Consider the following 11,255-nt stretch of genomic DNA (forward strand, 5'->3'; position numbering starts at 1 on the left):
ATTGGAAACGAATTGGGCAATTTTCCCCTAAGAAAGTTAAACTGATTCGCAGGTCAAACAAACTGTGCGTTGTTTAAATCACGACGGTTAAAACCGTCGTTCGTCTTTCCTCCCCGAACTAAAGTTACGGGGATTCCAGACTCTCGGTTACTTCTCTTGAAGGGGTTAGCCATTGAATGGGGTAACATTCGCTCCCGAGACGTAAGCGTGCTTCGCCAACGCAGTGCAACAAGAACCTGGCTAGAAGCCGTTTGCCCTATGCCGATGCCGACCCGCTTACTAGCGAGTTTTTGGAGAACAAACCCCGATCGCCCGGAGTTGTTCAAACTTAATTTTGTCAAAGCCTGTTAAGAATTTCTCCTCAAATTAGTTTCCCCTCCGATTGATAATAAAACCCAGTTCGCGCAACTGAGGCCAAGGGGAAAATGTGAAGTCTATAAAATGGAGTGTGTTCGAATATGTCTAATCCTGGTTCTCCTGGAAATAATCCACTTGGATCTGAAGAAAAACTGGCCATTTTGGTTGCCTTCTCCACAATCGGCGCAATTTTTGGGTGGTCTGTGATGGGGATGGAGGGGAAGTTGAATTTTTCAGAACCCTTTTCTACTTCGGTATTTAACATGCCGGAGGCGACGAACCCCCTGGGGGGGGAGAAGCCGCCATTGCCCCGCGCCAGTGAGTCTCCCGCCTTGTTTCCGGGTGTCAGTGACTCGCCCGCTATGTTGCCCGATTTATTGTCCGGTGCGACAAGTGCTGGAGTAGAAGAGCCTTCCTCAGGCTCCACCGAGTCCGAACCGGCGGAATCGGCAAGAGAAGAGAACGGGGAGGGGTTGATGGAAATGCTAGTGCCGGGATTTTCTAGAAAAAACCCCCTCGAAGCTGAGGAAGATGGGATGCCCACCGACCAAAGCAGTCCCGGCGAGGAGGCGACTCCTGCACCGGAGGCGGAACCGGGGAGTTCAACTCCCGACCCCGAAGCAGCCGAACCCGAAGCACCCACAGCTTCACCCTCTGTAGAGGAGTCGGAAGCGCCAGCTACGGAAGCCACCCCTGCGCCATAGCCGGCGCTTGGGGAGCCGCGAGATAGCGGTGACGGTGGCGTGGAAACGGGTGGGCGAGAGTTCACCCGTTTTGTTTGTTCGGTTTAAATTGCGATCGCGCGAGGGCGAAGTTTTGGCCGATGGATGCGGGGAAATGCTCTAGGGCTGGGAGATTTATGCCAGCCTTCCCTCACAGATTCCAGAGAAATGTTAGGCAAATTAAATGGTGTTTAACCCGGGCGAGAGGATCGAAAAAGGTCCGGGTGGGGGAGGGGGCAAAGTGCAGGGTGGGTGGCATCCAGGACGGACTTGCTGCGGTTTGAGGTGGGCTAGGGTGTAGGAGACAAACCACCCCCAAAAACGATCGCAAAATCCACAGATGAGAAACCCAACAGATTGGTGGGAATACTGGGGAAAAGGTAAGGTAAGGGAGCGCACGGGCTTATGCTGCGCCAGTTGAAAAATCTACTATTTGGTCTTCGCACCTACACCGATCTCAGCCCTGATGTGAAAATTAGGAAAGAGGTGAATCAGTTATTGTGTCAGCGAGAGGCGCTGACATTAGATGAGTGGTTTAATTGTTTTTGGCAACCGCGCGGTATTGCTAAACCGGTGGTTGCTTTTGTATATAATCAGTTGGGAAAATATTCGGGTTTGGAAATTGCCCGAGTGCGACCGAGCGATCGCTTAAACGGCGATTTGCAGTTGCCTTTGGTGTGCTGGTTCGACTGGCAAATCCGCTGGTGTGAAGATTTTTGCGAGTGTTTTGGGGTGGATATCAGCGATCGCTTTGACATGAACGCCGTGACTACGGTAGAAGAATTGGTGCTGTGCCTGGATGGCCTGCGCTTAACGGTAAAAGCAGTGTCGCGAATTAACCCCAACCCTTAGCAGAGGGAGTGTTCTAACCCAGTGCCAATAGAAATTAGGACGAACAGTTCGGTTCGTCCTAAGCGCACAAGGAGCTACCCTCGCCGATCGCGGCGATCGCTCGTTCACTTGTGGTTTCCACCCCACAGCGATCGGTTTAAACTTCAGACGAGCTTTTGCCGATGACTTGTTCTTTCAACGCGGAAATGTCGCGAACCAATTCTTGACGATTAGAAGCGCGCAGTAAATAGCGATAGACAAACCAAGCAGAGTAGCCCATCCCGACTAATTCAAAAAATGGTGCGAGCAATGGAATATCATTAATAGCATCCACCACGGCGAGGGTGACTCTGACCGTCACTAATGCCGCCAAGAATAAACTCAGGGTGACAATGGGTTTTTGATAGTCGCTGAAAAAACCACTGACATAAGCGGGCATTTCGGCTAACACCGCCATCACGCGATCGGTAATCTCTTGGAAGCGATCGCTGGTTCGCTCAGATGGCGGCACTGTTGCCAGTGCGCCGGCTTGTTCGTCTTTGACATCCATTCTGAGCTGTTCGGCTTCTTGGGCCAACTGTTCGGCTTTCGGGTTAGAGGGTTCAGAAGTTTCGGTTTTTGGATTCATTATTCCTCCTGTTCAAACAAACAACTATTCGATCGTAACTTGGCAGTGCATCAGGGTGCCAACCGTGGAACTGTAGCGGTCAGCCTGACCCTGTTGCAAGCGATCGCCTTTTTACCCCAAGGGGGCCTCCGGGGCGATCGCAAATCGGTTGCCCGGATCGTATTTTGCCGCAAATGGGGGCGAGCGTCCGGTAGAGCGATCGCCCCCCTTGCAGGGCGATCGCAAGAGATGCCTTAAGTTTAAGGAAAAATCGGCTCTACCGACGAAATTTTTACCTGATTCTGTGATTCTCGTTAAGGGCTGAATCGGAAGAAACGGCTGAGGAGATCGCTCCCCGGGGGCTGGCAGAGCAGAAAACTTGTATAACTCGTAACAACGCTCATCAAACATCCCGATTTCGCAGGAAATCCCTTTTTCTGAGGGATTGACAGCCACAGGTATTTCATCCCAAATTTGTTTTGCAAAACGCTGTGCCTGCCGGCGTTGGGATTTCATGGGCCAATGCGGTGAAATAATATGAAACTTGCCGGATCGGTGTTGACCGAGACAAGAGACAATAAAATCGAAACCCCATAGATGGATGGCCTATGAAACCCGACGATAACGAGTTACAGCAACAGCTAAAAAATTTAAAAGAACGATTGCCTGGGTTGAGTACGAGATTGTCGCAGGCGGCGGTGGAACTCAAAGAAGCCGGGGTTCCCGTGGATGAATCCGCGATCGAGCAGACGATCGCCTATCGGCGCGACTTTGCCGAAGTGCGATCGCAAATCATCGAACTAGCAAAATCGAAGGGCATCCCGGGCACCTCGGGAGTCGTCGCACCGTCCCAAGTCTCCTCCCTGTTGGATCTCGAAGGCATACTGCACGCGATCGCCACTTCCCCATCCACACAGGGAAACGACACCGAAAAAGCCTTAGCCATTCTCGATCGCTTTTTAGCCCTTACCCATCGCGATCTAAAGGATTTTCCGCCATTGCAAGCCGCCCAGGAAAAAGGACAAGAACTGCGCCGCATTATTCTCAATGCTCCTGCGAATAATTTACCCATTGATGTAGAGACCTTGATTTCTGGCAAGCATCCCTGCTGCGCGTTACTGACCTTAATCGACCCCGAGGCAGACATTAGCGACGAGCAATGGGGCATTCTCGTGGAAGTAGCGGCCCGGGCGTTTGGCAAACCGCTCACGGTAGCAGCATCCCGAGGCAAATTACAAGTGTCGCCCCACTCCACGCCGAGCACAGAACCTCCCGTCCAAGAGCCAAAGGTGGAAACGCCGGTAGAGGCGAGTTCTCCCCCGCCGCCTGTGGGGCGGCGGATGCCAGAAATGGTGGTAATTGCCGGGGATGATGAGCCGGAAATGGATGCTGAGTCGGAGGCGGAACGGTTGCTGCTCGATCCTCCCAAGCCCTCCTCTGATTTGCCCGATGTGATTGTGTTGCCCAGTATGGATGAATCCCCGACACAGGGGGTACCCCAGGGGCAACAGCCCGGGATGGAATCCCGGGCACCTGCGGCCCGTGGGGGTGGCAGTGTGGGACTGAAGGTGTTGGCGCATATCGAACGCGAGGGCGATCGCATCTTCCGGGAAAATCAATTTGCGGGGACCCGGGGTCAGGCACAACGTCTGGAAGGATTTGCCATTCACATCGATCCGCCGATTCCCGGTTTGGGTCTGCGCTATATGGCTTACCTGCAAGGGATGGGGGATACGCCTTGGATGAGCGAAGGTGAATTTGTTGGCACCCGGGGCATAGGACGACGGATCGAAGGATTTGCGATCGCTTTGACCGGCGACGCGAAAGCTGAGTACAGTGTGTATTACCGGGCGCATATCGAGAATGTGGGCGACACTCCCGAAGCGGCGAATGGCGAATTCTGCGGTTTTCGCGGCAAACAACTGCGCGTTGAAGGGATGAAAGTCCGTATCGAACCGAAGTAATCTGGGTTGCCCTCTCGGTTTTTATGTGTGGATTGTCGCACTATTGTGACGCTCCTTGACCCCTACCTGTGGCGATGTGGGGGAATGGGTCGCTGTGTGGAGTTCAATTAGCTTGCATCGAGGCAAGGGTTGTCTGTCTAGCCCCACCCGTCTCGGGGATGGGGCTTTTCTTTGAAATAAAACTCAATATTTAGCAACAAATTTCAAACATATTGTTTATCAAAAAAGGTTTAAATTGTCAAGTCAAGCGTTAATAATTATTAACAGGTAGGCGGAATTTGGCGGCATCGCTGCTGGGGGAAAAAGGGGATGAAACTCAGGATTTCAGGTAAAAAAGCACCGTTTCCCCGGAAAGATTCGCTTACAATCCGGCGATCAGACAGAGAAATAAAGCCTCGGTCCATTCCACTACAGCGCCGTAGGTATCGCCGGTATGTCCGCCCAATTTGTAGTTAAACCAAGCACCGGTTAGAATGGCGATCGCGCTGCCTCCGGTGGCCATGCCGGCGGCGACGATCCACTCGTCACTGCCAAGCAGAAGTTGGACGCCACTCAAGCCCCAAAGCAGCAGCAATCCCGGGAGCAGATCCCAGGGCGAGTGCATGGATTCTTTGTGCATCGCTCCTTTCCCGGTGGCTTTCAGATAGGGGTAGCGAGCGATCGCCACCAATTGTCCCCACCGACCCCAACCGGCGGCGGCGATGAGGACGATCGCGCGGTGAGCGTCCAAATCGGTCAATGCTGCGGTTTTTAATAAAATCAGCGCGATCGCTGCCATCACGCCAAATGCACCGGTAACGCTATCCGCCATCACTTCTAATCGCCGTTGGGGGTCTTGCACCCCAAGCCCATCGGCAGTATCTATGGCACCATCGAGATGAAGTCCGCCAGTAATGGCAATCCAGGCGATAACGACAATGGCACTGCGGGTCAGCACGGGCATTTCCAATAGCTGTAACAGCCCATCCAACAGACCCAAAAGCAAGCCGATCGCTACGCCAATCCAAGGAGCAAAGCGAGCGATCCCGCGAAATTCTAATGTCCAATTTAGGGGAACCGGCAAACAGGTATAGAAGGCGATCGCCGCCGCCAGTCCGGACCGTAACTTGCCAAATATTGCTGCTGCATTTCGCAGTGTTCTCATCGGCGATCGCACCCCTCGATTATCTGTCATAAGTCTCTCAGTTTTCAGCCATTTTACGGATCCCGGTCCACCCTGACCTGTGCCAGAATTGAATCGAGACTATGCATCACTCGCCCCTCGTGGCGACATTAACCAGAAAAGCTTTTTTAAATCTCCCTCTAGAGGGCACCTACAGGATGCTTCTACTTCCTTTGAGGGCACCATTGTAAACCAAAGGCGGTTTGTCCATGATTCCAGATAAATTTAATACCAAAGTGCCTGCACCTTGCATTATCGACACCGGAATCGTCGTCAACAAGCAGGACATGCTCCGACTTTTGTCCGATCTCGGTCAAGTCCGTTACATGCACCTCCAAGACGGTCAACTCTACAGTCAAGGGGAGGGTTACGTGATGGAGGTCTTTGCCGATCCCGAACGATCCACTTTGATTGCCAATCACGGCATATATTTAAACGTCTATAGTTTTGATTGCCTCGAGCTGAAACACTCTCCCGAGTCCGACTCCTACTTCGATCTGGTTCAAGAAGGACGTCAGCTCAGATTGATTCCCCTGTCTAATCCTTTGAAAGAGCGAACCGATCGCCAGTTCGAAACCTCAGCATTAGAAGCGGTACTCAGAGAGGTACTCGCGGCTAAATTAGATGCTGAAATCGATGATGAAGGAATGTTACCGTTCTGAAACGAGCTATCTGAACTAGGGATTCAACCCTTCAAGCAAGGCAAGAACCGTGTATTTTCCCGCAATGGCGATGAGTGCGCGGTGGGTTTTGAGCTGCGCGATTTTACCTTTTTCTATGAGAAAATACCGTTCGCCAATATAATTATAATAAAGTCGCAACGAGGAACCAATAAGGCATTTTGGGTCGCGAATTTACATTTCAATTGCAGGCAAATTGCAGCCATACCCACGCCCGGGCGGCTGTGTTTAGCACGCCACATGGTGATGTGGAAACCCCTCGGTTTATGCCAGTGGGAACCTTGGCAACGGTGAAAACCGTTACTCCCGCTCAGCTTAAAGCCACGGGCGCTCAGATGATTTTAGCGAATACCTATCATCTGCACCTGCAACCGGGAGAAGAAATTGTCGCGCAAGCGGGGGGTTTGCATCGGTTTATGGGATGGTCCGGCCCGATTCTCACCGATTCGGGGGGTTTTCAAGTCTTTAGTTTAAGCGAGTTGCGAACCATTACGGAGAAAGGGGTTAAATTTCGATCGCCCCGGGATGGTCGCATCATCGAGATGACTCCAGAGCGATCGATCCAAATTCAAAACAAACTCGGGGCGGATATCATTATGGCATTTGATGAGTGTCCCCCTTATCCGGCGACTCGGGAGGCGGTGGAGTTGGCGACGGCGCGGACTTATCGCTGGTTGTCACGCTGCATCGAGACTCATTCCCGGGCGGACCAGGCATTGTTTGGCATCGTTCAAGGGGGGGTTTATTTGGATTTGAGGGCGCAAGCGGCCCGGGCGCTGGCGAAGTTGGATTTACCTGGGTATGCCATTGGGGGGGTGAGTGTGGGAGAACCCCCGGCCCTGATCGAGAAAATCGTCCGGGCGAGTGCGCCGCAACTCCCGGCGGAGAAACCCCGCTATTTGATGGGGGTGGGGACTTATCGAGAAATGGCTCAGGCGATCGCTTCCGGTGTGGATTTATTTGATTGCGTGATTCCCACCCGCTGGGCGCGTCATGGGGCGGTGGCGGTACAGGGAGAACGCTGGAATATTAAAAATGCTCGGTTTCGCGAGGATTTTACCCCCCTGGATGAGTCTTGCCCTTGTTACACTTGCCAGAACTTTAGCCGCGCTTATTTGAATCATTTGTGGCGATCGCGCGAAATTTTGGTTTATACCTTGCTTTCCATTCACAATATCACCGAGCTGATTGGCTTTACTCGCCGGATTCGCGACGCCATCAAGCGCGATCGCTTCTCCGAGGAATTTGCCCCCTGGCTGACCCCGGGCGCAAGCGAGTAACCCTTCCATCCGCTCATTGACTCTACCCCTATTCTCAATTGGCAATCTGCAAAGTAGAGAAATTGAGAAGAAGACAAAAATGAGAGATTCACCCCGGCTTATGTTAAAATCTGTTTCGATTATGAAAATTCTGTTAGAGAGGTAGAGATCGAGTATGGAAGCAGCGATGCTGTTGGCAAAACTGCCAGAAGCCTATCAAATTTTCGATCCGTTGGTGGACGTTTTGCCACTGATTCCCCTATTTTTCTTGCTGCTTGCGTTTGTGTGGCAGGCGGCGGTGGGTTTTAGATAAATTGCATCAAAAAGCCCGGGGAGAGAAAGGGGTGCTCGAGAGAGCGCCCCTTCGATGATTAATGGGATCGAGAGCCGATGGTTTTCTGAAAAGCCGGACGTTGAGAGAGGCGATTGATATACTCCACCACAGCCGGATAAGCGCTCAAATCGAGCTTCAGCATGATTTGCACGTAAGCGAGCATCGAACCTACAGCAACGTCAGCCACGCTAAAATCGTTGCCGAGGAGGAAAGGTTGGTGGGAGAAGCGATCGTTGAGGGGCTTCAGAAGGCGCTGCACCTCGCGATCGCGACTGGATTCCACAAAAATGCCCGGACCGAGGGTCGCGTTAGCAAACAGCACCCATTGCGTCACCGTAGCCAATTCCGTCACGGAGTCAGAAAGGTTCCCATAGGTTTGCGCCAAATAAATTAAAATTGCCCCAGACTCCCACAGCTTAAACCCTCCATCCTCAATAGCTGGAACCTTTCCCATCGGATTAATCTTCAGGTACTCTGGCTGCAAGTGGTCGCCCGCCTGCATATCTAACAAAACGAATTCATAAGGAATGCTCAGTTCCTCCAAATACCACTGAACGATAGAAGCGCGGCTGCGGGCACCGCCATAGAGTTTTAGCAAGACACACAGTGCTCCTTAATCAGCGAGAGTTGCCACTGTTGATTTTAACGGCTAGAGGTTTATCGTGGAAAAGAAGAAAAGACTCTGCCATTGAGTTTTTCACCCCTTTGCCTCAGTTGCCCAAATGCCGAATCGATGCCAGAAAACAATCAAGATTTATTTCAAATCCCCCCAGAATTGAACAGTAACGACCCCCTGAGTCCCCAATTTAAAAAAGCCAACTTCCTCGCCCCCGATCTGAATCAGAAAGACCTCAGAGGCGCGTCTCTCAGAGGAGCCTACCTGCGAGATGCCAATTTAGCCGGAGTAGATTTGAGTGAAGCCACCCTCGCCTATGCCGATTTGATTGGAGCCAATTTAGAGGGCGCGAACTTAGTGGGAGTCGATCTCAAGGACGCCAACCTGAACTTAGCCAACCTGAGCGAGTGCAACCTGAGTGGTGCCAACTTAAAAGGAACCACCTTAGTGGGAACAAACTTAAGTGAGGCAGATTTAAGGGGAGCCAACCTGAAAGGCTCCAACTTAATCGGTGCCAAACTGACCGAAGCCAACCTCAGCGGCGCTAACTTAAGTGCGGCAGACTTGAGCGAGACCGATCTGAGAGGAACCATCTTGCAAAAAGCGGTGTACGATTTGAGGACCCGCTTCTGCGAGGGTCTCGACCCGGAGACGATGGGCGCTTACGGGATTGGAGCGGATATTGCGCTTCCCGGAGCCAATCTCAGTGGCGTCGATCTCAGCGGCGTGAACTTGAAGCGAGCGGATTTGCGCGGCGCTAACCTCCGTTATGCCAAATTAATGGAGAGCAACCTCGAAGGGGCAAACCTGTTTCGCGCCAACCTCAGTGGTGCGAATTTAACCGGGGCGAATTTAAAAGGGGCGATCCTGCAAAAAGCCGTCTACGACTTAAAAACCCAGGTCAGCGAAGGAATCGAACTGAGTTTAGCCGGGGCCTACTGGATCGCGCCGAATGTCTCCCTTTCCGAAGTGAATCTCAGTGGCGTGGATCTCAGCGGCGCGGACTTGCGCGGGGCGAACTTAAGTAGCGCGAACTTAAGTGATGCAGAGATGATGGGGATTGACCTGACGCGGGCGAACTTGCGGAAAGCGTACTTAGCCGATGCCAATCTGAAAGGAGCCGATCTGCGATGGGCCGATCTGATTGGGGCTAGTTTAAATCAGGTAAATCTTTCTCAAGCAGATTTGAGGTCGGTAGACCTGACGCGAGCGGATTTGCGCGGGGCTAATTTAAAATTAGCCGATTTGCGAGAAGCGGATCTGACCAGCGCTAGTTTAAATCAGGTGAATTTGAGCGAAGCGGATCTGCGCGGCGTGGATTTGACCCGATCGGATTTGCGCGGCGCAAACTTAAGCGGCGCGGATTTGAGAAAAGCCGATTTAACCAAAGCGAATTTGAAGTGGACGAATCTGGACGGAACCAATTTGCTCGAGGTAGATTTAAGCACCACATTTCAATAACAACATCCCCCGATTGGGTGAAGCGCGGTAAAACTGTGTGTGTAGCAGACTACCTTTTGCTGGCTCTCACCCACCATCTACCCGGGAAATTTTCAGATCGATCGCCAGCTTTTATCCGAGAAAATACAGAAGAGCACCCCGAGCGACTAAAGTATCAATAATTATACGGTATTTTTACTAAATCTTTACGAAAAAAGCAATATCTATGAAGAATGAAAAAAGTTGGTCATATCTCCTAGACAAACAGACGCACCGTATATTATCACAGAAGCAACAGGGCACAGCCCCTGGAAATACATCAACGTTAATAGGGTAAGAAAAATGAACGCTAAACTTTATGCCCCAATCTGTGTTGGATTAATCGCGGGTAGTTTGGGCTTTGCCTCATCAGCACAAGCCTTTTCCTTCACCACTCACTACGATGAAGCGTTAAGTACCAACCCGTCGCAAGGAGATATTTGGCTCGAAGCCGTAGAATTTGACGGAAAAATCGTGAGCAACTTCAGCTTGGTCGATCGGGTGGATATTCTCCATAATGACCTGTGGACCGGCGGAAACAGCGGAGCCGGTAGTGCGGACAAGGGAGACCAAGCTACAGTGGGGTTATCCGAGGAACGGCTGACCAATGACGGAGCGCGAACCGCACTGAGAAATACCAACCTGAATAGCATTATCGATGGGGAAGATCGCGGCGAATTTTCCATGAACCTGTGGTTTGATAACGCGGTGGATAATTTGTTCTTCTGGGAACGGGGGCGCAACAGTGCGATGACGATTCAAGCCATCGACACAGCGGGGGATATTTTGGGTGATAGCCTGACCATCAACTCGCGCAATTGGGATAATGCGGGATTCCGGCTAGATACCATAGAAATTGGTGGCTCGCAGCGCGTCGGTTCTCTGGGGGTGTCTTTAGCCGATTTAGGACTGTCTTCTGCGATTCAGGGCGTTCGTGTCAGCGCTGAGGGGACGAGCTTCTACAATGGACCGGACTGGAAAGTGGTTGGTGAGAAAGTTCCGGAACCGGGGACGGTTGTAGGCTTGGGATCGATCGCGATGGCATTGGTGGCATCTCGGCGTCGGCGGTCTTCTGCGAGTTAGCCTAGATGCAAACCATACTCTGGCCACGGAACGTTGCTGCGCAAGCAAAGAAAGCTCCCGTTGGCGGGGAAATTTAAAAAAGCTGCTTGCAAGTGGAATGTTCTATGACTCTTGAAGCATTACGATCGCCCGTAGGATAGGCTCTCAGCCTATCCTATTTT

12 protein-coding genes are annotated in these 11,255 nt (G+C 51.9%); 9 read left to right on the forward strand and 3 right to left on the reverse strand.

Features of this window, described 5'->3' with window-relative positions; genetic code table 11:
- Nucleotides 1–458 precede the first annotated feature (458 nt).
- Together LKK83_RS22025 and LKK83_RS22030 are read left to right on the forward strand one after the other, a co-directional pair.
- On the forward strand, nucleotides 459–1,061 hold the full coding sequence (locus LKK83_RS22025; RefSeq protein ID WP_324633506.1) for a hypothetical protein: 603 nt from the start codon (nucleotides 459–461) through the stop codon (nucleotides 1,059–1,061).
- A 504-nt stretch (nucleotides 1,062–1,565) separates the two neighbouring features.
- Entirely contained in the window at nucleotides 1,566–1,931 is a 366-nt protein-coding gene (locus tag LKK83_RS22030) for a hypothetical protein (RefSeq protein WP_324633507.1), read from the forward strand.
- A gap of 136 nt (nucleotides 1,932–2,067) precedes the next feature.
- Here the strand turns inward: LKK83_RS22030 and LKK83_RS22035 are convergent, their stop codons facing one another.
- Entirely contained in the window at nucleotides 2,068–2,538 is a 471-nt protein-coding gene (locus tag LKK83_RS22035) for a CAAD domain-containing protein (RefSeq protein ID WP_324633508.1), read from the reverse strand.
- A gap of 39 nt (nucleotides 2,539–2,577) precedes the next feature.
- Here LKK83_RS22035 and LKK83_RS22040 point away from each other — a divergent pair, with 39 nt between their 5' ends.
- Together LKK83_RS22040 and LKK83_RS22045 are read left to right on the forward strand one after the other, a co-directional pair.
- Nucleotides 2,578–2,775: a hypothetical protein gene (locus tag LKK83_RS22040; protein WP_324633509.1), complete on the forward strand. Its 198-nt coding sequence runs from the start codon at nucleotides 2,578–2,580 to the stop codon at nucleotides 2,773–2,775.
- Between the two features lie 350 nt (nucleotides 2,776–3,125).
- Nucleotides 3,126–4,481 (forward strand): hypothetical protein, encoded by a 1,356-nt coding sequence (locus tag LKK83_RS22045; protein WP_324633510.1) that lies wholly within the window; start codon nucleotides 3,126–3,128, stop codon nucleotides 4,479–4,481.
- Between the two features lie 361 nt (nucleotides 4,482–4,842).
- Here the strand turns inward: LKK83_RS22045 and cobS are convergent, their stop codons facing one another.
- Nucleotides 4,843–5,655, reverse strand: coding sequence for an adenosylcobinamide-GDP ribazoletransferase (gene cobS / locus LKK83_RS22050; protein WP_442957354.1), 813 nt, complete (start codon nucleotides 5,653–5,655; stop codon nucleotides 4,843–4,845).
- A gap of 197 nt (nucleotides 5,656–5,852) precedes the next feature.
- On the opposite strand from cobS, the gene LKK83_RS22055 reads away from it, so the two are divergent.
- The 3 genes from LKK83_RS22055 to LKK83_RS22065 all read left to right on the forward strand — a co-directional run bounded on the left by LKK83_RS22055 (nucleotide 5,853) and on the right by LKK83_RS22065 (nucleotide 7,895).
- Nucleotides 5,853–6,305 (forward strand): hypothetical protein, encoded by a 453-nt coding sequence (locus LKK83_RS22055; RefSeq protein ID WP_324633511.1) that lies wholly within the window; start codon nucleotides 5,853–5,855, stop codon nucleotides 6,303–6,305.
- 179 nt (nucleotides 6,306–6,484) lie between these two features.
- Nucleotides 6,485–7,603, forward strand: a complete 1,119-nt coding sequence (tgt, locus tag LKK83_RS22060) for a tRNA guanosine(34) transglycosylase Tgt (protein ID WP_324633512.1) — start codon at nucleotides 6,485–6,487, stop codon at nucleotides 7,601–7,603.
- Nucleotides 7,604–7,757: 154 nt separating this feature from the next.
- Nucleotides 7,758–7,895, forward strand: a complete 138-nt coding sequence (locus tag LKK83_RS22065; RefSeq protein ID WP_071880619.1) for a photosystem II reaction center protein K — start codon at nucleotides 7,758–7,760, stop codon at nucleotides 7,893–7,895.
- A 58-nt stretch (nucleotides 7,896–7,953) separates the two neighbouring features.
- On the opposite strand, the gene LKK83_RS22070 is transcribed toward LKK83_RS22065, so the two are convergent.
- The gene (locus LKK83_RS22070; protein ID WP_324633513.1) at nucleotides 7,954–8,514 is read right to left on the reverse strand and encodes a glutathione S-transferase family protein; all 561 of its coding nucleotides are present in this window, start codon (nucleotides 8,512–8,514) and stop codon (nucleotides 7,954–7,956) included.
- A gap of 135 nt (nucleotides 8,515–8,649) precedes the next feature.
- On the opposite strand from LKK83_RS22070, the gene LKK83_RS22075 reads away from it, so the two are divergent.
- Nucleotides 8,650–9,993: a pentapeptide repeat-containing protein gene (locus LKK83_RS22075; RefSeq protein WP_324633514.1), complete on the forward strand. Its 1,344-nt coding sequence runs from the start codon at nucleotides 8,650–8,652 to the stop codon at nucleotides 9,991–9,993.
- A gap of 321 nt (nucleotides 9,994–10,314) precedes the next feature.
- On the forward strand, nucleotides 10,315–11,094 hold the full coding sequence (locus LKK83_RS22080; protein WP_324633515.1) for an exosortase-dependent surface protein XDP2: 780 nt from the start codon (nucleotides 10,315–10,317) through the stop codon (nucleotides 11,092–11,094).
- Nucleotides 11,095–11,255: the final 161 nt, after the last annotated feature.

The sequence above is a fragment of the Phormidium sp. CCY1219 genome, assembly GCF_035615515.1.
Lineage (GTDB): Bacteria > Cyanobacteriota > Cyanobacteriia > Cyanobacteriales > Laspinemataceae > CCY1219.